At 46.7% G+C, this 25,078-nt stretch carries 27 protein-coding genes; 11 read left to right on the top strand and 16 right to left on the bottom strand.

Annotated features, from left to right (window positions below; all coding sequences use genetic code 11):
* Positions 1-43: 43 nt before the first annotated feature.
* The 3 genes from KIV41_RS03095 to KIV41_RS03105 form a co-directional block, all read right to left on the bottom strand.
* Positions 44-865, bottom strand: a complete 822-nt coding sequence (locus KIV41_RS03095) for a hypothetical protein (RefSeq protein WP_252042174.1) — start codon at positions 863-865, stop codon at positions 44-46.
* A 108-nt stretch (positions 866-973) separates the two neighbouring features.
* The gene (locus KIV41_RS03100; protein ID WP_252042173.1) at positions 974-1,456 is read right to left on the bottom strand and encodes a methylated-DNA--[protein]-cysteine S-methyltransferase; all 483 of its coding nucleotides are present in this window, start codon (positions 1,454-1,456) and stop codon (positions 974-976) included.
* The gene (locus KIV41_RS03105; protein WP_252042171.1) at positions 1,453-2,820 is read right to left on the bottom strand and encodes a DNA-3-methyladenine glycosylase 2 family protein; all 1,368 of its coding nucleotides are present in this window, start codon (positions 2,818-2,820) and stop codon (positions 1,453-1,455) included. The genes KIV41_RS03100 and KIV41_RS03105 overlap by 4 nt, the downstream gene beginning before the upstream one ends.
* Before the next feature lie 192 nt (positions 2,821-3,012).
* Here KIV41_RS03105 and KIV41_RS03110 point away from each other — a divergent pair, with 192 nt between their 5' ends.
* On the top strand, positions 3,013-3,216 hold the full coding sequence (locus KIV41_RS03110; RefSeq protein ID WP_081469201.1) for a hypothetical protein: 204 nt from the start codon (positions 3,013-3,015) through the stop codon (positions 3,214-3,216).
* Positions 3,217-3,413: 197 nt separating this feature from the next.
* Here the strand turns inward: KIV41_RS03110 and KIV41_RS03115 are convergent, their stop codons facing one another.
* Positions 3,414-4,307: a LysR family transcriptional regulator gene (locus tag KIV41_RS03115; RefSeq protein WP_010453580.1), complete on the bottom strand. Its 894-nt coding sequence runs from the start codon at positions 4,305-4,307 to the stop codon at positions 3,414-3,416.
* A gap of 147 nt (positions 4,308-4,454) precedes the next feature.
* Between KIV41_RS03115 and KIV41_RS03120 the strand changes: the two genes are divergently transcribed.
* Entirely contained in the window at positions 4,455-4,808 is a 354-nt protein-coding gene (locus KIV41_RS03120) for a DUF413 domain-containing protein (protein ID WP_010453583.1), read from the top strand.
* A 99-nt stretch (positions 4,809-4,907) separates the two neighbouring features.
* Here KIV41_RS03120 and KIV41_RS03125 read toward each other — a convergent pair whose 3' ends face one another.
* Positions 4,908-5,159, bottom strand: a complete 252-nt coding sequence (locus tag KIV41_RS03125) for a DUF3081 domain-containing protein (RefSeq protein ID WP_010453585.1) — start codon at positions 5,157-5,159, stop codon at positions 4,908-4,910.
* Positions 5,160-5,544: 385 nt separating this feature from the next.
* On the opposite strand from KIV41_RS03125, the gene nagB reads away from it, so the two are divergent.
* On the top strand, positions 5,545-6,345 hold the full coding sequence (gene nagB / locus KIV41_RS03130) for a glucosamine-6-phosphate deaminase (protein ID WP_252042170.1): 801 nt from the start codon (positions 5,545-5,547) through the stop codon (positions 6,343-6,345).
* 86 nt (positions 6,346-6,431) lie between these two features.
* Here nagB and KIV41_RS03135 read toward each other — a convergent pair whose 3' ends face one another.
* Entirely contained in the window at positions 6,432-7,298 is an 867-nt protein-coding gene (locus tag KIV41_RS03135) for a glycerol kinase (RefSeq protein ID WP_045385738.1), read from the bottom strand.
* 198 nt (positions 7,299-7,496) lie between these two features.
* Positions 7,497-8,723 (bottom strand): sodium/glutamate symporter, encoded by a 1,227-nt coding sequence (gltS, locus tag KIV41_RS03140; RefSeq protein ID WP_020195065.1) that lies wholly within the window; start codon positions 8,721-8,723, stop codon positions 7,497-7,499.
* Positions 8,724-9,169: 446 nt separating this feature from the next.
* On the opposite strand from gltS (KIV41_RS03140), the gene KIV41_RS03145 reads away from it, so the two are divergent.
* From KIV41_RS03145 to KIV41_RS03160, 4 genes are all read left to right on the top strand, one after another.
* The gene (locus tag KIV41_RS03145) at positions 9,170-9,541 is read left to right on the top strand and encodes a GntR family transcriptional regulator (protein ID WP_009706721.1); all 372 of its coding nucleotides are present in this window, start codon (positions 9,170-9,172) and stop codon (positions 9,539-9,541) included.
* The gene (locus KIV41_RS03150; protein ID WP_285335653.1) at positions 9,538-10,395 is read left to right on the top strand and encodes an ABC transporter ATP-binding protein; all 858 of its coding nucleotides are present in this window, start codon (positions 9,538-9,540) and stop codon (positions 10,393-10,395) included. The genes KIV41_RS03145 and KIV41_RS03150 overlap by 4 nt, the downstream gene beginning before the upstream one ends.
* Positions 10,395-11,225, top strand: a complete 831-nt coding sequence (locus KIV41_RS03155) for a hypothetical protein (protein ID WP_285335654.1) — start codon at positions 10,395-10,397, stop codon at positions 11,223-11,225. The genes KIV41_RS03150 and KIV41_RS03155 overlap by 1 nt, the downstream gene beginning before the upstream one ends.
* Before the next feature lie 209 nt (positions 11,226-11,434).
* Positions 11,435-11,953, top strand: a complete 519-nt coding sequence (locus KIV41_RS03160; RefSeq protein ID WP_045385743.1) for an RNA methyltransferase — start codon at positions 11,435-11,437, stop codon at positions 11,951-11,953.
* 90 nt (positions 11,954-12,043) lie between these two features.
* Here the strand turns inward: KIV41_RS03160 and gltS (KIV41_RS03165) are convergent, their stop codons facing one another.
* Together gltS (KIV41_RS03165) and KIV41_RS03170 are read right to left on the bottom strand one after the other, a co-directional pair.
* The gene (gene gltS, locus KIV41_RS03165; RefSeq protein WP_010453649.1) at positions 12,044-13,279 is read right to left on the bottom strand and encodes a sodium/glutamate symporter; all 1,236 of its coding nucleotides are present in this window, start codon (positions 13,277-13,279) and stop codon (positions 12,044-12,046) included.
* A 561-nt stretch (positions 13,280-13,840) separates the two neighbouring features.
* Entirely contained in the window at positions 13,841-14,473 is a 633-nt protein-coding gene (locus KIV41_RS03170; RefSeq protein WP_285335655.1) for a CatB-related O-acetyltransferase, read from the bottom strand.
* A 198-nt stretch (positions 14,474-14,671) separates the two neighbouring features.
* On the opposite strand from KIV41_RS03170, the gene KIV41_RS03175 reads away from it, so the two are divergent.
* The 4 genes from KIV41_RS03175 to KIV41_RS03190 all read left to right on the top strand — a co-directional run bounded on the left by KIV41_RS03175 (position 14,672) and on the right by KIV41_RS03190 (position 18,327).
* A complete protein-coding gene (locus tag KIV41_RS03175; protein WP_171359111.1) occupies positions 14,672-15,445 on the top strand; it encodes a DUF4344 domain-containing metallopeptidase in 774 nt (257 codons plus the stop codon).
* A gap of 41 nt (positions 15,446-15,486) precedes the next feature.
* Positions 15,487-15,873 carry a thiol-disulfide oxidoreductase DCC family protein gene (locus KIV41_RS03180; RefSeq protein WP_285335656.1) on the top strand — a complete coding sequence of 129 codons (387 nt, stop codon included), beginning with the start codon at positions 15,487-15,489 and terminating at the stop codon, positions 15,871-15,873.
* 175 nt (positions 15,874-16,048) lie between these two features.
* On the top strand, positions 16,049-17,710 hold the full coding sequence (locus KIV41_RS03185; protein ID WP_285335657.1) for a methyl-accepting chemotaxis protein: 1,662 nt from the start codon (positions 16,049-16,051) through the stop codon (positions 17,708-17,710).
* 122 nt (positions 17,711-17,832) lie between these two features.
* Complete coding sequence (locus KIV41_RS03190; protein WP_171359114.1) at positions 17,833-18,327, top strand: peptidylprolyl isomerase; 495 nt, start codon at positions 17,833-17,835, stop codon at positions 18,325-18,327.
* A 103-nt stretch (positions 18,328-18,430) separates the two neighbouring features.
* Here KIV41_RS03190 and KIV41_RS03195 read toward each other — a convergent pair whose 3' ends face one another.
* From KIV41_RS03195 to KIV41_RS03225, 7 genes are all read right to left on the bottom strand, one after another.
* Positions 18,431-19,066 carry a DUF2268 domain-containing putative Zn-dependent protease gene (locus KIV41_RS03195; RefSeq protein WP_038883347.1) on the bottom strand — a complete coding sequence of 212 codons (636 nt, stop codon included), beginning with the start codon at positions 19,064-19,066 and terminating at the stop codon, positions 18,431-18,433.
* Between the two features lie 68 nt (positions 19,067-19,134).
* On the bottom strand, positions 19,135-19,926 hold the full coding sequence (locus tag KIV41_RS03200; RefSeq protein WP_252042162.1) for a LytTR family DNA-binding domain-containing protein: 792 nt from the start codon (positions 19,924-19,926) through the stop codon (positions 19,135-19,137).
* A gap of 15 nt (positions 19,927-19,941) precedes the next feature.
* A complete protein-coding gene (locus tag KIV41_RS03205) occupies positions 19,942-20,964 on the bottom strand; it encodes a sensor histidine kinase (RefSeq protein ID WP_045385751.1) in 1,023 nt (340 codons plus the stop codon).
* Positions 20,965-22,293 (bottom strand): hypothetical protein, encoded by a 1,329-nt coding sequence (locus KIV41_RS03210; RefSeq protein ID WP_045385752.1) that lies wholly within the window; start codon positions 22,291-22,293, stop codon positions 20,965-20,967.
* A 45-nt stretch (positions 22,294-22,338) separates the two neighbouring features.
* A complete protein-coding gene (locus KIV41_RS03215) occupies positions 22,339-23,124 on the bottom strand; it encodes an outer membrane lipoprotein-sorting protein (RefSeq protein ID WP_045385754.1) in 786 nt (261 codons plus the stop codon).
* Positions 23,117-24,385, bottom strand: a complete 1,269-nt coding sequence (locus KIV41_RS03220; protein ID WP_009696539.1) for an ABC transporter permease — start codon at positions 24,383-24,385, stop codon at positions 23,117-23,119. Before KIV41_RS03220 ends, KIV41_RS03215 begins: the two co-directional genes overlap by 8 nt.
* Positions 24,373-25,071: an ABC transporter ATP-binding protein gene (locus KIV41_RS03225; RefSeq protein WP_005374479.1), complete on the bottom strand. Its 699-nt coding sequence runs from the start codon at positions 25,069-25,071 to the stop codon at positions 24,373-24,375. Before KIV41_RS03225 ends, KIV41_RS03220 begins: the two co-directional genes overlap by 13 nt.
* Positions 25,072-25,078: the final 7 nt, after the last annotated feature.

The following is a 25,078-nucleotide window of genomic DNA, read 5'->3' on the forward strand; positions in this document are numbered from 1 at the left end:
CGGACCATACATTTTTGTTTGTTCTAGTTCGCTAACGAAAAGATTACGCCAATGGCGAGTTCTCACAATACTTCTGGTCATCCACCGTCAGTGTTTGCTTGCTCGCTTGGCTTAAGTGATAGTGCACTAACATCAACAAATCATGAGCGTAGAAGAGCTCAAAAGCATCTTCACCATTTTGGCGACAGATTGCCTCACAGCGATCAGCGTGTACTTTGGCTTTGAGTGGTTGTCCTGCTTTAAGTAGGCTCATGGCTAAGCGATATTCTGCGCGCTCTTCTTGCATCCAACCACCAGCAACCTTCCAATACTCAAGTGCCAGTGTCGCCGCTTCTAACATGTGTTCTATTTGCGCTTCAGAGCGCGCCTCAAGCTCTTCATATTGGCAAGCAAGGTTGTTACCCGTAATGGCAATCGAGCGCGCTAACGGCTCTACAACCTTGTCTGACTCTAGACCAGCAGCTGCATTCACTAACCATGTGCTCGCTTGCTCTAGCTCATTCATCGCCGATAGCTCGTTGGCAATCTGAGCAAACACGCGGCGCTGGTCGACATCGTCTAAATCAGCGATGTGGTCCGTATTTCGGTCAATAAAATACTGCGCTACCGCTTTAGCTCTCTGGCGTGCCAAACATTGAGTTGCAACGCCGTTTTCGAGTTTATCTAAACTAGTAAGAAACTGCTTTGGATCGTGTAAATGACCAATGGAAGTGTGCAGCATCAAGGATAAGATGCGCTCAGCATGGTTAGTGTCTTCCACCTCGCTAAGCGCTTGTTCTAATTGAGTGTATGTTTGTTGTGGCTGCGCTTCATGCTGCTGCCAACTTTGGTTTATGAATGCATCAAAATCCGTTTTGAAAGACATGTCCTTATTATCCTTTTTCATTGCTCTGGATTGCTTATTAGCTCAACAACCCTACACAAAATCGAAGCAAATAAGGTAAACCTTGCCGGATTCTGAGAATGGCCTCACTTAAAGTGGTGAGCCCTTCTCCAATGCCAATAATCGCTGTTTGCGCTCTACCCCGCCCGCATAGCCTGTGAGCTTGCCACTTTTGCCAATCACACGATGGCAAGGCACCACAATCGAGATTGGGTTTTTACCATTCGCCAGCCCCACCGCGCGTACCGCTTTCGGATTACCGATGGCATTCGCCAGATCTTGGTAACTCCATGTTTCACCATAAGGAATGGTCGTTAGTGCATGCCACACTTGAGTTTGGAAATCCGTACCTGTCGCTGCAAGGGGTAAGTCAAATTCGTTACGCAGCCCAGCAAAGTATTCTTCCAATTGAGTAACAGTCTGGCTGAGCACCGCATGTTGATCATCACGCTCTCCCAAATCGTCTGGTTTGGTGGTACAGGTTTCAAACCAAATTCCCAGCAAACCTTGCTCATTGGCTTGAATGGTCACAGCGCCTAACGGACTTGGCATTACCGTATAAAGTGATTTCATGATTGATTCCATAAGTGAAAAGTCGCGTAACTGCCCCAAGGCGACGCAGTATGAGCATTCAATGACGGATAGTTTGGCATGGCTTTCTTCACCACCAAGTCTTTATCTAAAAAACAATTAGGCTGAGATTGGCCACGCAATTGCGCATAGCTCACCGTCCACGGACCAATGCCTTTTAATTCCAGCCATTGCTGCGGATCAGCTTCTGGATTCTGCTGCATGTACTGAGCAAATCGCACCAATGTGTCTTTACGACTTTGCGGCATGCGCAAAAAACTGACATCGGCACAGGCAATTGCTTCTGGCGTTGGGAAGTGACGTACTTGCTGGTCGTTGCTGAGCGTTTCTACCAACAAATTAAGCTGCCCAATCGCCGCTTTGACCGATACTTGCTGCCCTAACACAGCACGAACTCCGGCTTCCCATGCACTCCACACGCCTGGAATACGAATACCCTGTGTTTTGACTAATCCCGGCGCAATGTATTCAAGGTGCTGCTCCACCGTACAGATATCCGCGTCGAGGTCGAACATACGACGCACACCAGCCACGAGACTCAGCAGCTTGGTTACGTCTTCAATATCAAACTCCATCTCAAGGTAACCTTCGCCCTGAGTGACCTTGAATCGCGCCTGACAGCCATCCAGAGAAACGTTGCGCAGGTATGCATCTTCAGTAACTTGCTCCACTCCCTCAATTGCACGTAAGCGATAAAAATCAAGCATATGTTGCCAATTCAACGCACCGCGATAAGGCAATACAATTCGATTCGTCTCCATGCCATCAAACTCTTTTCGGCGTATTTGAGATGGCGTTAGTTGCAAGATTTTTTGAAACGCATCATTGAAACGTCGCGTACTATTAAACCCCGCGGCAAACCCAATTTCAGAGACTGACATGGAGCTCGAGTGTAGCAACTGCTTGGCAAACATCAGTTGTTGGTATTGAGCGTATTGCTTGGGTGACATTCCAAGATATTGCTCGAACAGCATGCGCAAATAACGATCTGAGATCCCTAGGCGCTTCGATAATGCAGCAAGGGACTGGTTCTGCAATTCTCCGCGATCGATCATTGTGATCGCGCGTTGAAATGTTGTCTCGACACCTTTCCACGCCCAAGAGCCTGGGGCGCTATCGGGTCGGCATCGCAAACAAGGGCGATACCCAGCCTTCAAAGCTTGAGTTTTATCGGTGAAATACTCGACATTTTCTTCTTTCGGTAAGTTGGCAGGACAGATAGGGCGACAAAAGATGCCGGTGGTTTTCACTGCAATGTAAAAGCGTCCGTCAAAACGACTGTCTCGTGCCATACGCGCTCTCTGGCACTGCTCCCTGGTTAAAGAAGCGTATGGATTGATGGTCATATTAGTGTTCCCTTTTCATCCTTCATTTAGAACCAACATTAGGGCTCAATCAGTACACATACATTGTAGATTGCAATGCAGAATGAGGTTAGCCATTTTCGGAACTCAATAATGAGAAAATGTGGCATTAGTCAATTTGTGCACTAAGGTTAGGTAAGAACAACACAACAACGTCGGCTAAAGGGAATTGGCATGGACTTACATACGTGCGTGATTGTACTTAGAAATCACAAGGTTATTACTAGCAGATCGGTGGAACACTCTATAGGCATTATTGAGCGTGACTCGGATAATGAAATTTCAGAAATTCAAATTAATACAACTGATGGCACCAGCATAAGGACTTATCACTACAATTGTGTGGAAGATTCACTCGAAAGTTTAATGAACCTGTAATTACTCCTATCTCCCTTGTAATGGCAAAAGAGCACAATTTATTGTGCTCTTTTTTTTGTCGTTCATCTACCTGACTTAATAGCGCAGCACTGGATGCATTCTGCCGTAACTCTAGGTTCAGGAAGAGCCAAATAAAAAGCTCTCGGTTTTATACCAAGAGCTTTTCTTAATCTCACTTAGAAGATGACAAATCATCTCTACTCGTCGACAGGAATGTCTGCGATTTGCTGCAAGCTATACGCGGTGAGAGGGTCGATGTCTTTAACCAGTTCTTCAACCTGTTTAATCGCCTCTACAGACGTGCTAGCTTTGCGATAACTCAAATAGATAGGGCGGTACCAATCTTCTACGCCAGACACCTTGTAGAGCTGCCCGCTTGCGATAAATGGCTCAACCAAAGATGCTGGTAGGTATGCGCTACCACCTTTCTCTAAAACGAAGTCTAATGCGATACGAGCGGTAGAAGTGCGAAGGTAAGGGGCAGGGATTTTTGGGTGACGTTCCGCATGCTCAGAAGCGAAGCGTGTACCCCAATCCACATACACGTATTTTTTACCAAATACGGTATCAAGAGAATCAGGCTCGGTAGAAACTAACACAAGCACCACATCCGCTACTTTTTTGCAGTTGAGCTCATCCGCTTTGATTTGGTCAAAGGCAAACGCCATATCGAGAGTACGCTCTAAAAGACTGCGGCTGAGCATTTCACGACCCATGACTTCCGCCATAAAGCCATAACCACTGAACGAGTCTGTTACCACACTCAAGCAATTTTGCAGGTAAGCATCCCAAATGTTCGGCGTACCACCCATAGTGAGCTGTAATGCTTTACCATCTTCAAGGGATAATTCGAGCTTAGCTTGCTGTAAAGTGGTGACCATCACCTCTGCATAGCCGATCAAACGCTCGCCTGCAGACGTCAACTTTATGTTATTTCGATCACGAATAAACAACTGCGTATCGAAATAACTTTCGAGTTGTTTGATGCGTGCGCTTACTGCGGCTTGAGTAATGTATAAGTTCTCAGCAGCTCGTCCGAAGTGACGAACCTTTGCCAGCTCTAAAAATGTTCGAAAGACCTTTACATCCATAAACCATCTCCTGGTCAATATAAAACCAGATTAACAACTAATTAAAATTTTGACGACAAAAAAGTTTTGTTTTTCTTTTGTTAGCTTTGCGCCTAATTTCGCCGTAATTCATCACATTCATCAATAACGGTTACAGAGGCTGTTGATATGTCTGACACTGAATTTCGTCATGGCAAAAAACGTTTTTACGACAACGTAAAATTTCCGCGCGGCTTTGCAAAGTCTGGCGATTTTACTCTCTCAGAAGAGGAAATCCTAACAATTTATGGGGATACTATGCTTGGCCTAGAGTCAGGCGAGTTGACACCTGAGAACTCCGAAGAAAAACACTTCGTGAAAGTTCTAGAAAACCCAGGCAAAGCGAAAACAAAAATCGAACGCACTTGGTTGAAGTACGTCCAACTGGCTCGTGGTCGCAAACGCTTTCACACGCTAAACGGCCGCAACAAACCAGAAGCGTCAGATGACTATGCAGAAGAGAGCTTAGCAGAAGACGATTAATTCCAGCCCCTCTCCAAGCGTTCACGCTTGGATGAGTCAAAGAAAAGCCCTTAAGTAATTTCTTTAAGGGCTTTTTCAACTCAATAAGCTCACTTCCCACTATTTGGCCAGCATTGCAACCTTCTTCAGGAAGCTGTCTTTTAGGTGTTCTTGGTCATACTCCAAGTGATAGGTGTTATGGAATCCCACTTTCAATTCCACGCCATTCCCTCGCATAAAAACGTTGTAGCCATCATAATCAGAGAATGCTTCAACCCCTTCATATATTTTACCGAATTCCGTTGGCGTGCCTTTGTTCATGACACATTCATATGCTTGCAGCACTTTGGTGGCGTCTAGTTCATTTCTCATTGCGATTTTCCTCAGCAATAAACTCGATTTAAGTATGGTTAAAGAAAAAACACCGTGCCACACCATAGGTTGCGTAAGATCATAACTTCCGCATTTTCTTGTTACTTTATCTTACAGAACAACCCTCTATTCAACGTATCAGTTACATGAAAAACTTAATTTCAGTCATAAATTTTAAACACTAAACAGCTAGTCTAGCGACACAAACGCCTTCTATGTAAGTGAGCTATTATCGTAAGCAAACGTGAAAACTGCTGAGAAAAGCAACATTGATTAAAGAAAAAGCAAATTTTTGACCTAAAACAATAGCAGTTCGCCATTACTTATTTTATAATGCGAATTAATGTTTCAGGACATCTTAAATTCCAATAACTAGGGGCACAAAATGAGACTTATCCCGTTAGCTCAGGCAGCACAAGTAGGCAAGTGGGCAGCAGCACACATCGCTAAGCGTATTAACGACTTCAAACCAACTGCTGAGCGTCCATTCGTTCTGGGTCTACCTACTGGTGGCACTCCTCTAGCAACTTACAAAGCATTAATCGAACTTTACCAAGCTGGTGAAGTAAGCTTCGAACACGTTGTAACATTCAACATGGATGAATACATTGGTATCCCTGCGGATCACCCAGAATCATACCGTTCATTCATGTACAACAACTTCTTCAACCACGTAAACATCCAAGAAGCGAACATCAACCTTCTTAACGGTAACGCGGAAGATCATGAAGCGGAATGTCAGCGCTACGAAGACAAAATTAAGTCTTACGGCAAGATCAACCTATTCATGGGCGGCGTGGGTAACGACGGTCACATCGCATTCAACGAGCCAGCATCTTCTCTGTCTTCACGCACTCGCATCAAGACACTGACAGAAGACACTCGTATCGCGAACTCTCGTTTCTTCGATGGCGACATCAACCAAGTGCCTAAGTACGCACTGACTATCGGTGTTGGTACGCTACTAGACGCTGAAGAAATAATGATCCTAGTAACAGGTCACAACAAGGCACTTGCTCTAGAAGCAGCTGTAGAAGGCAGCGTAAACCACCTATGGACGGTTTCTGCACTTCAGCTTCACCCTAAAGCAGTGATCGTTTGTGATGAGCCTTCACAACAAGAACTTAAAGTGAAGACGGTTAAGTACTTCTCTGAACTAGAAGCGGAAAACATCAAAGGTTTCTAATCCTTCGGATGACGACCAAAGATAAACGCTGAATAGACAAAACCCGTGACTGCTCACGGGTTTTTCGTTTCTAGATAACTGTGCGGCTAATAGGCTTGAATACCAAACTGGCGCAGGCGTTTCGGTAGCACTTCATCTAACCTATCTACCTCACTCGCTTCAACTTCAATTAAGTTGAAATTGTGCTGTTTGTACACTGCACGAATCTTCTCTTGCTCCGCTTCTGACATCTCGCCGGTGTCACTACCCCAAAATTGCAAATAAACTTTGCCACTAGGCAGATAGAAATCACTGGTCACGTCTTGGGCAATTGGTAGTTGGCGTTCGTACGCATGCACTACGCCCGCTAAATATAACCAATTATCGATTAACAGCTCCCCTTTGGAGCGAACGTAATGCCCGTCTAAAGTGCGGTGTTTGGCTTCAAACTTTTGACGAAAGTTGGAAAGGGACTTGTCCGTGGAATGAGACTCGGCATCTTGCCCCAAAAACTCAATCACTGACTGCTTAAGGCGCTTGTTACGCAACACTATGTCATGCCACACCACAAAGGTATGATTCGATTCCTTATCGACACGCAAGTGACCCCCAGCACGTATGCCCGCTTCGGTCAGGCTCCAACCTTCGTCAGATTTGCTAATCCAACCTAACTCGCTTAACAACTGGTTCATGCGTTTGGCATTGAGTTTGAGCTTCTCGCCCAGTTGGGTAGCGCTGTAGGTTTTGCCAGAGGACGTCGCAAGCTCTATGTGCAAATTGGTTGGCCAAACGATGAACGGCCCAAATTTAGGGTGATCGACATACTCACCACCGTACTTAGTGCCCTCTTCGGTCAAAATCCAGTGGTCGTCTTTACGCACGATGTAACCCGCGCGTTTCAGATCAGAAAACAACAGCTTGGCTTCTATCTGGCGCATTTTTGCTAACGCCGATGTGGAAATTTTCTCTGACATAACGCGCTAACTCCTAAATATCGCGAATAAAGAACCCTAACTCTGACATTGCTACCCGTTAATCTTATCGTTCTATGAACAACATATGCATATTAACGCATTGATTTCATTGCTTGAAGTAAGAATAGAGGTATTCACTTGCCAAATCAAAAAAGCCAGTCTCTCGGGACTGGCTTTTGTTTTGTGGAGCGTAGCTGATTACTTAATAAAAGAAATACAGCCTTGCAGAATCACTAGGTTAACGATATCGATAAAGAACGCGCCAACGATAGGCACCACCATAAAGGCTTGTGGTGATGGACCAAAGCGGTTAACGATAGAGCCCATGTTCATGACTGCCGTTGGGGTTGCGCCCAGACCAAAGCCACAGTGACCACTTGCGATAACCGCTGCATCGTAGTTGCTGCCCATCACACGGAATGTCACGTAGTAAGCGAAAACCGCCAGAATCACCGATTGCACCGCCAAAATGATGAGGAACGGGATTGCTAAGTCGAAGATGTTCCATAGTTTTAGACTCATTAGCGCCATCGCTAGGAACAGAGACAGCGAAACCGTACCAAGAATATCGACCGTCTCAACATCCACTTTGCGAACTTTGGTCACTTCCATGATGTTGGTGATCACCACACCGATAAACAGTGCGTAAACGAAATCTGGAATCATCAACCATTTGATGCCAAAGCTGCTCACCCAACCTTCTAAGTAGCCAGCACCAGTGACACACAGCAGGATGATCGACAAGCTCTCGACCACTTTTTTCGCGGTTACGCGGTCTTCTTCGTGCTCGTTGTAGGTCACCAATTCAGGGAAACGTTCGTGAGTTTGGTTAGTACGCCCGTATTCAGATTCAAGGTTACGTTTATCGATCAAGCGCTGCGCTACTGGGCTGCCAATGATGCCACCAATCACCAAACCAAAGGTAGCGGATGCCATTGCCACTTCTAAAACGTTGTGCAAGCCGTACATGTCTTGGAAGGTTTGTGACCATGCTGCGCCCGTACCGTGACCACCAGACAGCGTAATCGAACCTGCAATCAAGCCCATTAGCGGGTCTAAGCCGAGCGCCGTTGCCAAGGAGACACCGACCGCATTTTGGATAAGGATGTACACCGATGCTACAGCTAAGAAGATAAATACCTTAGCGCCGCCTTTAATCAACTGGGTGTAGTTCGCTGCTAAGCCAACGGTAGCGAAGAACATCAACATGAAAGTGTTTTGCAGCGGTAAATCGAAAACTAAATCCACGCCATTGAAATGCATCGCGGTGATCGCACATGCGACAATCAAACCACCCACAATTGGCTCGGGAATATTGAATTTCTTTAAGATCGGTAATTTAGCGTTAACGAATTGTCCCAAGAACAACACACAAATAGCGACGAGAAACGACTCTTGTGGACCGACAGAAATGACCTGATTCATAAAACCTCTTTGCCTCCTTTTTCTCATCCTTTGAGTAACAACTCGCAGGTTGAGCGGTATTTAGGCAGGTCAGAGTGCCTACTGAACGTGTGGTTTTCTAGGGTCCAAACCCACTAGATTCTCATTAAATAAGAAAGCAATAACTCGAATATTCACCCAATTCTCACTCAATGAAAAAACACACTTTTTCACCAAGTTTTGTGGCGCAATTTTCTCGTTTTTTCGCACTTCTCAACTTATGAGAAGTGATCAATTTTTTGCCAATCTTTGAGGGCTAAAACGTATGCGATTGCGTGCAAATTTTGCGTGAAACTCTGGTGCAAACTGTGTCGAATTTTCATCGACAAAAGTGATTGAGAAAACAGCGCAAGAAGATTGGCGCTTTCTATCCCATCGCCAAGGTGTTATACGTATATATAACACCAACTCAGCCAAGGAAACCAATCATGACGCATTGGCATGATCGCCAACCGATTTTCCGTCAGTTGGCTGACCAGATCACCCAGCAAATATTGCAAGGCATCTGGCAAGAGGGCGAAGCTTTGCCTTCGGTACGCAGTGTCTCTGCGGATATGAAGATCAACCACCTGACAGTCATGAAGGGCTATCAGTTATTGGTTGATGAAGGATTGATTGAGAAGAAACGTGGGCAAGGCATGTTTGTCGCCCAAGGTGCAAAAAAACAGCTGCTTGCTGATGAAAAAGCCCGTTTCCTTGAACAACAAATTCCGCAGATCGCCGACACATTACAACGTCTGGATATGTCACTTGATGAATTTATCCAACAAATCCAAACACATATTGAAGGTGATCAATGAGCGCATTAGTCAGTGTAAAACACGTCTCCAAGCAATATCGTCAGCAGGGTGAAGCGCTGCATGACGTGAGCTTTGATCTACAAGCGGGTCAAGTGCTTGGCTTGCTAGGTCATAACGGTGCGGGTAAATCGACTCTCATTAACGCCCTACTCGGTGCACACGAATATCAGGGCACCATTCGTATCAACGGCTTTGAGCCAATCATGCAACGCGACAAAATCATGCAGAGCTTGTCTTACATCTCGGATGTGAACGTGTTGCCAAACTGGATGACCGTTGCTCAGCTGCTCGATTACACCGAGGGCGTACACCCAGGTTTCAATCGCAGCAAAGCCGATGCCATGCTTCGTCAAACCGACATCAAGCCGCGTGCGCGTATCAAATCCCTATCGAAAGGCATGAAGGTGCAATTGCACTTGGCCGTTGTCATCGCAACCAATACACAGATTCTGATTCTGGACGAGCCAACGCTTGGCTTGGATTTGGTTTATCGCGATACCTTCTACCGTCATTTGCTGGAATGGTTCCACGATGGCGAGCGTGTGTTGATCATAGCGAGCCATGAAGTATCGGAAATCGAACATCTACTGACGGACGTGCTGATCCTTAAACACGGTCGATCTGTTCTGCAAACCTCAATGGACTGCATCAGCGAAGATTACTTCATTCTCGATGCCAGTGATGAACATCGCGCGCAAATCGAAGCGCTGAAGCCACTGTCATCACAAAAAGGCTTGGGCACAACTAAATGGTTGCTGTCTTCCCAATACGCAGAGCAAGTTGCTGGGCTGGGTGATGTGTATGGCGTCAAGCTTGCGGATCTGTTCTTGGCATTGCAGAAGGAGGCAGCGTAATGAAATCGATTGTCGCGATGTTGCGTAAAGAATGGCTAGAGAACCCATTGGTTACACGCGTGCCGTTATTTATGTTTGCCTGTGGTGTGCTGCTGTTTGTCAGCTTGATGAGTAGCTCGACACTGCAACACAATATGTTCTTCCAAATGAGCTTTGGCGGTGATGTCAGTGACATCCACAAAGAACTAGGCGATGACGTCAACATGCTGATCACAGGTGGCATTGGTTTATTGTCTATCCTGCTTGGCACTCAATACTTCCCAAGAACGCTGCGTAAAGAGCGCTCAGAGGGCAGTATCATGTTTTGGCGCAGTATGCCTGTCAGTGACGTGAAAACCCATCTGGTGAAGCTGACGTTTGGTTTATTGGTGATTCCGTTAGTGTGTTCGGTATTGGTTTTCGCTGCGGACTTTATGCTGTGGATGTTGAATGTCTCAACGGACCACCAGTTGGCGTTATTGTATCGACAAGCATCACTGGGCTTCGTACTGCTGAACTGGGTTGAATTCTTGCTTCGAATGGTAGTGGCTGGCGTGTTGCTATTGCCGCTCGCACTAACCGCAATGGCAATCTCACAGAAAGTGAACTCCCCCTTGTTGGTCATCTTGATTGGTATTTACGCACTGCGATGGATGCCGATTGCAATGTTCAACTTCTATGATCTGGATGATTTCTTCTCAGCGATTTTCTACCTACCACTGCACGCGATTCTTGCGCCAAACCCGTTCAGCGCGATTCCAGATGCAGGTTGGATGAACGTTGGGATTTACGCTTTCATCGGTGTGCTTGCTTGGACAGCTAGCATCAAGTTCAGCCGCACCGTGAACTAACAAGCACAAGCACAAGCAAAACCACACATCAAAAGCGAGGTACTGTCCTCGCTTTTTCATTTTCAGCACCATCAATCTTCATTCTCTTTGCTTCAACGCAAAAATAATCAGCCTATAACAATAGCGCTTCGGCGTGGTTAAGTTCATAATCTCCCGCTTAATGCGCCTAGCGCTGTTATTAAGAATTTTTGAAAAGCAGAACATCAACCATGACCACCATGCCAACAGCCATTATTGGACTGTACAATCCAAAGAGTCCAACCAACGTTGGCGCTGTATTGCGAGCCGCAGGCTGCTACGACGCTGCGCAAGTTCGTTACAACGGCACACGCTACAGCCGCGCAGTCAAATTCCAGACCGACACCCAGAACTCACAAGAGCGCATTCAATTAGTGGAGATGGAAGACCTCACTGCTAATGTTGCCGACGATGTGGAAATCGTTTGTGTTGAGTTAGTGGTCGGTGCAACGGCGCTACCGCACTTCACTCATCCAGAGAACGCGATTTATGTGTTTGGGCCGGAGGACGGCTCACTGCCGCAAGAGATGGTCGATAAGGCGCATCACGTGGTGTACGTACCAACTCATGGTTGTATGAACCTAGCCGCGACGGTGAACGTTGTGCTTTACGATCGCATGGCGAAAACATTGGGGGTAATTGATGACCACCAGCAAGTTCTTGCTAATCGCGACAACAAGAACCGCTTGAAAATGAAAGCTTGCGTATAGACAGACGCAGCTCGTCGTTGGCAAACGCCAGATACAAAAAAGGTCACAGCAACACTGTGACCTTTTGTTTTATTTGGCGTCTTAATCTATCTAGCCAAGGAACGAAATGTAGCCTTGTAGAATGATCAAGTTAACGATGTCGATGAAGAAGGCACCAACAATCGGCACAACCATGAACGCCTGTGGTGATGGACCAAAGCGGTTTACGATAGAACCCATGTTCATTACCGCCGTTGGAGTAGCACCCAAACCGAAACCACAGTGACCACCTGCGATAACCGCAGCATCGTAGTTGCTGCCCATCACCTTGAACGTTACGTAGTAGGTGAAGATAGCCAGAATCACTGACTGCACGCCCAGAATCACCAAGAATGGGATCGCTAGGTCGAAGATGTTCCACAGTTTCAGACTCATCAGAGCCATAGCTAGGAACAGAGACAGCGACACCGTACCTAACATGTCGACTGTTTCGGCATCCAACTTACGAATCTTGGTCACTTCCAAGAAGTTAGTGATGATCACACCGATGAACAACGCGTAAACGAAGTCTGGAATCATCAGCCATTGAATGTCGTAAGTGCTCACCCATTGTTCTACGTACTTAGCGCCTGTTACACAGATCAATAGGAAGAACAGTTTCTCAACCACTTTTTTCGCGGTTACTTTGTCTTCTTCGTACTCGTTGTACGTCACCAACTCTGGGAATTTCTCGTGGGTTTTGGCATCTCGACCACCACGACCATACTCAGATTCAATGTTATTCTTTTCGACCAGACGCTGCGCAACCGGACTACCGATGATACCACCGATGATCAAACCGAATGTTGCTGACGCCATCGCGATTTCCAATACGTTATTCAAACCGTAAACGTCTTGGAAAGTTTGTGACCACGCCGCCCCCGTGCCGTGACCACCTGATAGAGTAATCGAACCAGCGATAAGCCCCATCAGCGGATCTAAACCCAATGCCGCTGCCAGTGAAACACCGACACCGTTTTGAATGATGATGTAGAACGACGCGACTGCTAAGAAGATAAAAACCTTCGCGCCCCCTTTCATTAACTGAGTGTAATTTGCTGCCAAACCAACGGTAGAGAAGAACATCAGCATGAATGTATTTTGCAACGGCAAGTCGAATTCCAAATCGATGCCGTTAAAATGAAGAGCAGTAATGATGCAGGCCACAATCAAGCCACCTACAATCGGCTCAGGTATGTTGAATTTCTTTAAGATCGGTAGTTTAGCATTAATAAAATGCCCCAAAAAAAGCACACTAATCGCAACCAAAAAGGATTCCAGTGCACCTACAGATATTAAATGATTCATATCGCCTCTTATTATTGTTCTCTTCATCCTCCGTAATGATTGAGTGTTAGTTTAAGCTCTGTTCAATAGCAAATTTTCTCGCCAAATTTTTCCGAAAATACTCAAAAGGTTGTGTTAAATGCGCCTTAGGCTAGTTTAAGGGACGGTCGTTAAGCGATGTTCTGATTTACGCGCTATTCGCAAGCCCTAAAATGTAAAAGGAGCCTGTTAAGCTCCTTCTTATCCTCTTCATAGACAAGCAAAAATGACTGCCTGTACGAGACGGATATCATGTTGTGAGTATTGTCCGAGTGACACTTTCTGAACCGCTATCGGGCTCCCTTACATAAACAGAAAGTGATCATCACTATCGAGCAAAGTTCCTTCCCGTCATAACGAATAGAGCGCCGAAATGGCGCCCTAACATTTGGGTTTGCTTGTATCCCATCGTAGTTTAAAAACTCTGACTCATGGAATTTTGAACGAGCCGAATCCAGGGAAATTCTCAAGCTTGCAACAAGCGTTCTCGTTACAACGGAGCGGGATTATAACATATCGCTGAAAATTTTCCTCATTTCAGTGTTATTCGCCACCTTCATAGTTTGCTTCCGCAACGATCAACTGTTCAATATTATTGCTACAGATGAAAGCACGAAGAGCCTCGAACTTAGCCTCGTTCCACGAATAGATTTTCAGATCAAGCAACTTATCAATAGTGTCTTGCTCGAAGCGAAGCTTAACAGGCTTTGCCGGAGATCCTGCGACCACGGTGTAAGGCGAGACATCTTTGGTCACAACGCTGTTTGCGGCAATCACTGCGCCTTCCCCAATGGTGACACCGGGCATGATCATCGCACGCATGCCAATCCAAACTGCGTCACCAATCACGGTATCGCCTTTGCCTTGGTAAGATTGCTCAACGTCATCAAGGAACGGATACAGGCAGAACCAGTCCGTCCTGTGATTATGGTTGCCGCCCATCAAAATGACCGCTTCAGCCGCGATACAAACGTAGTCACCAATGTAAAGCTGATCGATTTCCCACCTTGGCTGCCACGCTTTACTGACTTCATCGCCATGCAGATAGCGCACGACCGAATCTTCAAAGCCGTTATCCCAACAATCGCTGTAGTAACTGTGGGTGCCTTTGATGTGGATATTTTGGTTTTGCACCACTTGGTGCAGGTACTGAAATTTGGACCAGTGTTTTTTCATGGCAGTTACCTCAATAGAGTAAATGTATGCCACGGAACGATTTCTCGTGGCGTTGTTGCTGCGTTCTCAGTCAACGACGCCTATTGGATGCGGGGTTTCAGTAGTAATGGATTATTCATCAATGTGCCCTCCAGCGCGCACACTATAAAAAGCATGTATAATTTTCAAGTAAACCAAACAAATAACAAGATTCCGAAAATGAAAAGTCACTCTGCGTTTACCTCTCTGCTGCTGTTTGCTGCCACAGCGTCTGCGAGCGAAAACATTAAAATCGAATACCTCCCAACGGAAACGGCCGACGATCGCTTTGCTGCGCAAGTAATTGAAAACAGTGAAGTGAACGATATCTTTGTCCAGCTTTCTGATGATTATTTCCCGTTTGATCAAACATTAACGCTGACCTACGGTGGTGAAGATGGTCCGCTTTACGATCCAGAATCCCACACCATCCACATTCCCTACACCTTCTATCTAGAATCATTCAATTACTTTACCAACAACAAGTACCAAGAACGTTACGGTAAAGCACCGAAAACAGGCGCACTCGATACTTTGCTGCACACTTTATTGCACGAAGGTGGACACGCTTTCATTGCCGATCAAAACATTCCTGTATTGGGTAAAGAGGAAGATGCGGTCGATAACTTCGCCACCATCTTGCTGATTGATTACGTTGATGACGGTGCCGATGTGGCGATCAGTGCTGCGGACATGTTCGCATTCGAATCCGACGACAGACCGGACTACTACGATTTTGGCGAGTACATTGATGAGCACAGTTTCGATCTGCAGCGTTACTTCTCTACCCTGTGTCTGGTTTACGGCAGCGATCCTGAGCAATACAAAGCCTTACTCGATGAAGTAGAAAAAGACTACTTACGTGATCGCAAAGAGTTCTGCCAATTCAATTACGGCAACATCCGCGATAATTGGCTGCATTACTTGCAAGACAATGAACTAAAAGAAAAATAATTGCGTAAAAGGGATAAGAACAGCCAACAATGAGTTCAATCATGGCCAAACTGACCGTATTTTACGATGGCACTTGTCCCTTGTGCGCCAAAGAGATGAACGCACTAAAACAGCGCGATACCAAGCAGCAGATCAAAACCGTCGATATCTACAGCGACGCATTTGCTGATTATCCACAGATCGATCCTGAGCAAGCCAACACCATTTTGCACGCCCTCAACGAGAAGGACGAACTTCTGCTTGGGTTGGATGTAACTCATCGAGCATGGCAGTTGGTTGGTCGTGGTTGGTTATACGCTCCACTGCGTTGGCGCATTATCAAACCTATTGCAGACTGGCTTTACCTCAAATTTGCCAAAAACCGCTACCGCGTCTCCTACTGGTTAACGGGCACTTCTCGCTGCAATAACGGTTCGTGTTCACGTTAAATGTGATCGGTTACCAGTTTAGATAATACCTTAGTCTTAGATTTGCAATTTCCAATACTTCTCTCAGTTTAGTTCGGGTAGTCTTTAACCATAACAAGAACAAAATATGAACATAACAGTTGTGGGGACAAGCCCATAACACTGTATCGCAGAGCCGAGAAGTAAGGAAGTCTACATGAATCTAACCATAAGAAAGCGACTCTATATTCTTTCCATCATACCTGTTCTAACCATAGCCATAGGTATGATGTGGTTTACCTATTTACAAACCACCGCCTACAATAAACACGAAATTGAGCAGACACGAAGTCAGATGATGGAGATGAAAAAAGCCGAGCTCAAAAACTACGTCCAAATGGCGCGTTCCGCTGTCGAACCGCTACTCGCTCAAAACGCCTCACTTGAAGAAGCACTGCCTACCTTGAAACAGTTAGAGTTTGGTCAATCCGGCTACATCTTCGGTTACGATTCAAAAGGCGTGCGTGTCGTGGTGGGTAAAAACACTAAAGGCATCGGGGAAAACTTCTATAACTTGCAGGATAAGAAAGGCAACTACCTGATTCAGGACTTGCTCAAAAACTCCAAAACTGGCGAGTTCACCACTTATTACTTCCCGAAACTCGGTCAGAGCGAAGCCCTACCAAAACTAAGCTACTCCGTCTTTATTCCTGAATGGGATCTAATGCTGGGTACGGGCTTCTACACTGACGATATCGATGCCATTGTGGCAAACATGGAAGAAGCCGCGCACCAAGCTCTCAACACAACACTGACTGCTATCGCTCTGTTCTGTGTCTCGATTGCCGCCATCGTTGGGGTCTTCGCTGTGTTTGTTAACCGCAGTATCATGAAGCCTATTGAGCAGTTTGATGCTTCAATTCACTCTTTCGCACAAGGCGATGCAGACTTGACTGCGCGTATGGAAGAATCAAATGTGCCTGAGTTCAAACAGCTCGGTAACAACTTCAATAAGTTTGTAGAAAGCCTACAGGGTATTATTAAGAGTGTGAGCCATGTTGGTGAAGAAGTCGTTTCTGAAACCAACAATATGTCTCAGCGAGCTTCTCAAGTTGACGAACTTGCCTCTGGTCAGCGAGAAGAAACCGAGCAAGTCGCTGCGGCAATGACCGAGATGACAGCAACGGCGCACGAGATTTCCAGCAACGCTAACCAAGCTGCGCAATCAGCAAAAGATGCCGATGAGAATGCACAACAAGCGAAGCACATCGTAGACTCCGCAGCGAACTCTGTTGAAGCATTGGCTGTAGAAGTATCTGAAGCAGGCTCAGTGATTTCTCGTTTAGAGAGCGATGTACAAAACATATCGTCTTCTCTAGAAGTTATCCAAGTCATTGCCGAACAAACCAATCTACTGGCATTGAATGCTGCAATCGAAGCGGCGCGTGCGGGTGAGCAAGGACGCGGTTTCGCCGTCGTAGCTGATGAAGTTCGTCAGTTAGCGAGCCGCACTCAAGACAGTACTGGTGAGATTCATCAGATGATTGAACAGTTGAAGGCAGGGTCGGATGCGGCAGTGAAAGCCATGGGTTCGAGCCAAGCGCGCGGTGAAGCAACGGTTGAAGAAGCACGAGCAGCCTCTGCCGCACTGCAAGAAATCCAAGCCGCAATTGCTAACATCATGGACATGAACACGCTGATCGCAACAGCAACCGAAGAGCAAAGCCAAGTTGGCCAAGAGATTTCACAACGTATTGAAGTGATCTCTCAACAAAGCAGCCAATCGGCGCACCTTGCCAACCAAAACCGTGCAGGCAGTGGCAACCTTAACCACAAAGCCAACGAACTGTACGACTTGGTCGGTCGCTTTACAGTCTAGAGCTTTCCTCAAACACTCAACATGCAAACAGCGACGCCAAAAAGTCGCTGTTTTTATTTCTGCTATCATAATACTACTTAGCTATAATGCCGCCAACTTAGCACCTATAAGGGCAAAACAAGATGATTATCATGACCACCAATTTCGGTGACATCGAAATTGAATTGAACCTAGAACGAGCACCAGTTAGCTCAAAGAACTTCAAAAAATACTGTGAAGATGGCTTCTACGACGGCACCATTTTCCACCGCGTTATCGATGGCTTTATGATCCAAGGTGGCGGTCACACCGACGACATGGCAGAAAAGCCAACACGCGCCCCGATCGCGAACGAAGCAAACCGTGGTCTAAAGAACCTTGTTGGCACTATAGCAATGGCGCGTACCGATGCACCGCACTCTGCAACGGCACAGTTCTTCATTAACTTGGAAGACAATGATTTCCTAGACCACACCGCAACCACCAACCTAGGCTGGGGTTACGCGGTGTTTGGTAAAGTGACTGCGGGTATGGATGTCGTAAATCGCATCGCGAAAGTGAAAACGACCTCTAAGCTTGGTCACGATGATGTACCATGCGATCCAATCATTATTGAGAAAGTGACGATCAGCGAATAAGCACGTTCGCCTCTTCGGAGAGGTCATCACTATAAAACGAAAAAAGCGCCTAATGTCTGGTGACTTAGGCGCTTTTTGTTTTTATGACTGGCTTGTGCCGGAGTTATTGATAGAAAAGCTCGGCTTTTGCTCCGACTAAATCAAGCTCAGAGCCTTGAAAGTCCACCAGATATTCAGCGACAAGGTTGTACCCAACCCAATACCCCATGTATTTCGGCCAGCGGCTTTCATCACTGCCAAGAAAGTAAGCGTCGAAGTTGTAATCTAAGCTGGTCAGCTTGTCTTTCATCTCAGCATAAAAAGGACGCCAATCTTGATCTTTGATTTGCTCAAACAAGCTCGGAGTGATGCCTCCATTCACCTTACGTTCGAAATGACAAGCTAACCCTTCCATAATCAGCACATCACCAAGCGCAACGCCATTCTCTCCCGATCGCATACGGAACAGGTGATGCAACTCATGCGCTAGCACCGCAGCCAGTTCTTTCTCAATAACGTTTTTAATATCTGCACGTTGAGTATCAAGCAGAATCTCTACACGATAGGCGCTTAAGCAATAGCCACCAATCCCCGTCTGCGGTACATCATTGCGATCAAACGGGCTAACGGTCAGGTCGATGTTACTGAGATCAAAGTAACTAGAAAGTTGTGAGCTCAGATCATCAAGTTTCTGATGCAAATACTCAGCGAGTGGAGACAACTCTCCCGTCGCATTTAGCAGGGTTACGCGATAGCTCATTTATCTTCCTTGATAATGTGGGTTAAGAGCTGTGAGTTTACAGTGTAAAGAGTGAGCAGTTCTAGCGATTACATCCCTTTGAACAAACTTTGAGATGCACGGCTCACGGGGAGCTTGTTTTCCCCAACATGCACAAACATTCTGCCAGCAAAGTCTTTGTTTACTTTGTTAATTTTGCATACTTGCACCACGCTTGAACGGTGCACTTGCCAGAACTGTTCTGGATTAAGCTGCCCTATCAACTCTTTCAACGATGTACGAATCAAATACTCTTGCACTTTGCCTTGTCCTTGTTGGGCATACACAGAAACGTATTTTTCTTCCGCTTTGAAATACAACACATCAGACGTGGCGATCAGATGAATATCTTCCCCTTGCGTCGCTTTGATCCACTGAAGATATTGCGGCGTTTGTGGCGCGGATAATTGCTGCAACTGCTCTAATAGGCTGCTCATCTGCGCATTACTGCTTTCTTGCTCTCGCTTAGCAAGGCGTGCTTTCACTCTTTCACACGTCGTCAGGAGGCGATCATCCGAGATAGGCTTGAGCAAATAATCGGCGGCATTTTGTTCAAAGGCTTTGATGGCGTAATCATCGTACGCAGTGACAAATACAATCAAAGGTGGGTTGGCGAGTTGATTGAGTTTTTGCGCTAATGTCATGCCATCCAACACTGGCATACGAATATCGAGAAACGCAATGTCAGGTTGGCTGTGTTCAATGGCTTGCAACGCTTGTTCACCATCTGCGACTTTGGCAATTACCTCTAGCTCTGGCCACACTTCAGCTAGGCTTTTATCAAGATGACGCCTCAATAGTGGTTCATCATCAGCAATAATGGCAGTAAACCCTGTATTCATTCCTTTCTTCCTTGATTACGATTCCATTGGCCAACTCAGGCGAACACAAACGCCACCCTGAGCAGACTCACTGATAGAAACCTCTCCTTGCCCTGCGAACAAAGCTTCAACTCGCTGCTTGAGATTACTTAAACCCACGCCTGAACCCATGTGCCCACTAACGTGATTCAAGCCAACACCTGTGTCTCTGATTTCAATCTTCAAGTTCTGCTGTTCGCGCTTAATGAGCAAACTCACTTCGCCACCTTCACGCTTTGGCTCAATACCATGGATGATAGCGTTCTCTATTAAGGGTTGTAGCATCATCGGCGGTAATTCGGTTCTGCCTAACCCCTCTTCCACCTCAATCTTGTAACTGAGTCGATCACCCAAACGGGTTTGCTGAATGCCCAAGTAAGCCTCAAGTAACGCCGTTTCATTGTCTATGGTGGTGTGTTCTTCACGTGAGCTTTTAAGCGTTGCACGCAGCAGCGCGGTTAACTGTTCTAGCATCAGCTTGGCTTTATCGACATCTTGCGACATGAGCGCACTGATATTTGCCAAGGTATTGAATAAAAAATGCGGTTCAATCTGGCTTTGCATCTGCTTAAGCTGACTCAGCAACAGCGCACGATCTTGCTCTGCTTTCTCGCGTTTGATGGCTTCCAACTCTCGCTGAGCAACCGCCTCTTTCTCACGCGAGTAAAAATAGAAATAACACATACCGCTAAACAGTAATCCCATTAAACCAACAGGGATCATATCGGAGATACCAAAATACTCTCCGAGCCAAAATTGCGCATTAATCACCCCAAACAATAAACAAGCAACAAGCGAACACACCACTTCTATCATACGTGGAATGGTTGGAAACAAACGGTCAATCAACCATGAGAAGAAAATAGCCGAATAGCCAAATCCAAAGCTAACCACCACATGAATGTAGAATGGACCGCCCCAAACCGAGAGCGTCATTGCTGCGATAAAGAGACAAAATGCCGTGGTCACTAATAAGCTACGCGGCCATCCACTTTTCACCACTGATTTTGCTGAACACATTTAGAATTTCCCTTTGATGTTAAATACAATCATATGCTTATCATTGATTTGTGCGTAAGCAGATTGGTCGTCTCCGGTTAAAAAGCGTGCGGCAACTTCCACTTCTACACTTTGATCGCCAGTATCAATCCATTGGTAGTTGAGCCACTGCGTGACAATCACACCACCATCTTGTGGCGACAACATCACATCCAACGTGGGGGTTACATCACTTAGCCAGCCCATATTTGCTTTGCCGTTCCATGCAGCCCATGCTTCTACATCCCAACTCCAGTGCAGCATTACGTTATGCTGAACGATATTGGCATGCTGAAACCCTTGAGCGTAGCTTGTCGCAAGTAGAGACGTTTGGGAATTAAGGGGTTGAGAGAGTAATTCTCCGCGCTCTATTGCTTGTTGCCATTCGCTTTTCGACCATGCTCTGCTGTCGTACCAATATTCAGCAATCACGTTGTGTCCGGCTTGGTTTGCCCAGTTCAATCCAATTAAGGCTTGGAATGCGCTTCCCTGCTCCTCAACCGAAACGGGTTGGTAAAGATCAGCCTGCTGAAACTGATAGCCGACACTTTGCTTTTGCCACAGCATGGAACCGTGCATGGCGATGGATTCATCCCACACCGCAATGGCACTGGCGCCAAGCAAACCTCGGCGCACATCATCGTAATAACCAATAAGTTGATACTCGGTGTCCCCCACCAGCGCGTATCGACGAATACCAACACCTTGCTGCTCTGCGGCTTGATCAAGAGCACTCTGGTCTTGTTGCCCCCAGCTTGAATCCGTTGCAATCACCGTCCACTCGCCTGCCATATCGTAGTGTGAGAGTGAAAACACACCCGCCCCCTCTTCTGCGACTAAGCCAACCGGGTTTTGTCGATAAGGCTTAAACAGATCCAAAGGTCGGTAGCCATAACCCACGCCCCAATCCACGCGTAACTTACCCAAACTCACATCAAGAGTGGTATCACCGACTTGCCACTCCCCTAGCCAAGCCAGCTCTCTAATCAGCAATTGGTTATCAGCTTCACTCCACCAATCACTCTTTCCTTGTTGATTGAGGTACAAACCTTGGCTATACAGAGCGAACAAACCACTGAAGTTCTGATAATTCACCTGCACATCCAACAGTGCATTAAGTGAATCACGAGAACTGCCCTGCGCCTGCATAAATGCGCTATCACGCTGCTTGGTAGTTTCGTAACTGACAGCCCAATCCCACTCAAAACTCAGTTCATCATTGGCAAAAACTGGGGCTGCAGCGCCCACACACAATGACGCAGCAATCAACAGACTGGTGCTTTTGTTAAGGTTAAGCTGGTGCGGTTTCATGTGACTTCCTTGCTCGTTTTAATCGCTCTGTTTACGGAGTTGAAACTAAAGCTGAGTCGTGTTGGCTTTAGGCAAATAGCTTGGGTTGTAGAACTTATTGTCCAGTTGCCAAGGCACGATTTCTTGGTACTCGATAACGGTTTTTTTGCTCGGCTGAATGCTATCAAGCAAGGTCATCTCACTGACGTAGTCTTCGCCGTTGTCGGTTGCACGTCCGTATTGCGCTTGCTTGGCGAGTTTGCCAGAGCGCAAATAAAGATCAGCTTTGATTGGAAACGCATCTTGCTCAGACAACCACAAGTCGATCTTCTGATAACTCGCCCCTTTGGTTTTCGCGGTTAAGGCAAGGTGATAAGCCGCAACACTTTCTCCATTCACCGAAACAGTTTCTGTCGCTTTCCATTCACCTTGATAATCTTGGCTCCACGTCAGGGTTGAGATGTCGCCGATAGACGCTTCACCAAGCAGCTTTTGCATCGGCGTAATACGAATCGGACGGCGACTCTTTGGCATTTGCAGCCAGTAGTTGTCGCCCATCATCAGCATCTTTTGCCCGGCTTCAACCGCAGATTTGAACACCACCAGTGATTCACGATTTGGGCGCGTGTACACGTGATAGAGGCGAGTTTTATCTAACTCTTGGTCTTGATATAAGCGCACCAGTGACACCACTTTGGAGGAATCATCGTGCAAGCGGTAACTGTCCGCTTTTTCAATCAATTGCGCAACTTGCAGTGCATCTAGCGCAGTTTCATTCGCACTGGCATTCATGCTTGCGATGCCGCTTACCGTCAGCAGTGCAATTGGTAATAGTGATTTGAAATTAAACATAAATCAGTGCCTCCGTAATTGGCTTGTTCACCCCTTTGCGTGCCGAGAAAAACGCCGCAACCAAACAAATCATCAATACCGCGAATCCTGCGACAGCCACCAGCTCCCAAGAGAAGTAAATCGTCAATGGGTAACCTTCTGTGCGTCCTGGCGGTGGCGGCATTTGCACATCCACGACCATCAGTAAGACGGTGACTAACGCAGTAAACAAAGCGCCGATTAAGCTGCCAATCACCGCAAGTAACCCTGCTTCGCGCAAGAACCCAGCAATGATTTCGCGAGGGTAGCTACCAAGCGCTGACAAGGTGCCAATTTCACGGGTACGCTCGGTGACCGACATGGTCATGGTGTTGAACAGGGCGACAAAGACTACCAACGCCATTACTGCGCCCATGATGCCGAAGATGCGGTCGTACAAATCTTTCACTTTGAGATAGAAGAACGCACGTTCTTGCCAAGGCGTAATCTCAATATCTTGATCGCCAAAGTTCTGCTTTTGCTTACTCAGAACCGAAGCCACTTGTTGCTCGACTTGGTTAGTTAAACTGGTGTCGAACAAGAAGACAGATAACGCACTGACTTTGTCTGAGCCCAACAACGATTGCGCGCTGTTGATGTGCACGTACAACTGGCGTTTATCAAGCTCTGGTACGCCTGTTGAATAGATGCCACGTACTTTGAAGTCATACGCGTTCAATGCGCCGTCAGTTGTGGTCGCCAGCAAGGTAATCCAATCGCCAACGTGCACGCTTAGGTTGTTCGCCAAATCAACACCGAGCATCACTTCTGGCTCTGCAGGGTCATAACGCGATGCGTGAATGTTGGACAGCGTTTGCCCTTCGCGCACATCCAAAAACGGTCCTTTCATATCGAATTCGCGCTCGTTCACGCCAATGCCGATAAAGATCGAGGACTTGTTACCGTTGGAAATCAAACCACTGAACTCAACTCGTGGTTGCACACCTCGCACTTCATTCAACCCAATCAATTGCTTGGTGATATCGTCGGCGTGAGTTAAACCGTTACTCAGTGGCATCTCTTCTTCTTTAGCGAAGTAACCCGGTGTGGTTAACGTCAGATGCCCCGTGTCACGCGCTGTCGACTCTTTCAAACTGTCGTAGGTGTACAGGCCAAAGCCACCTGCACTGGTTAATGCAAACACGGCAATGGCGATGATCAGCATCGACAATAAACTGCGGCGGCGATTGCGTTGCAGGTTCAACCAAGCAAGGCGAACCGAAACAGGAATTAGCTTGCCCATGAAACCTCCTCCACACTTGCGTGCGTTTGGGTAATTTTGCCGTCCACCAACTCAATGGTGCGGTCACAGCGGGATGCCATACGAGGGTCGTGTGTAGCGACGATAAAAGTGGTGCCAAGCTCGTGTCCAAGCCCTTTCATAATGTCGATGACCTTGTTGGCAGTTTGGCTATCAAGACTTGCGGTTGGCTCATCAGCAATCACCAACGCTGGTTTGTGCACTAACGCACGAGCAATTGCCACGCGTTGCTGCTGACCGCCAGATAGGTTATCGGGCATGTGATGAATAAACTCACCCAAGCCAACGTGTTCTAGCATTTGTGTGGCGAGCTCGGTTTGTTCTGCTTTTGAAAAACCGTTGAGGTGTAGCGGATAAGCCACGTTCTCTAACGCTGTCATCACGGGGACAAGATTGAATTTTTGGAACACAAAACCAAGCTTTTCACGGCGCATTTTCGCCGCCTGCATTTGTCCGGTTGGGTATGGGCTGCCAGCAAACGTCACCTGACCTTGGTATTGAGTATCCAGCATGCCAAGCACGTTAAGTAAGGTGCTTTTGCCTGAGCCCGACGGTCCACACAATGCCACCATTTCGCCGGCAAATACTTCACCAGACACGTCTCGCAATGCACGCACGGTTTGGCTGCCAAGGGCGTAATCGCGACTAAGTTGATTAAAAACGATCATGACGCCT

Source organism: Vibrio sp. D401a (assembly GCF_030248515.1).
GTDB lineage: Bacteria > Pseudomonadota > Gammaproteobacteria > Enterobacterales > Vibrionaceae > Vibrio > Vibrio rotiferianus.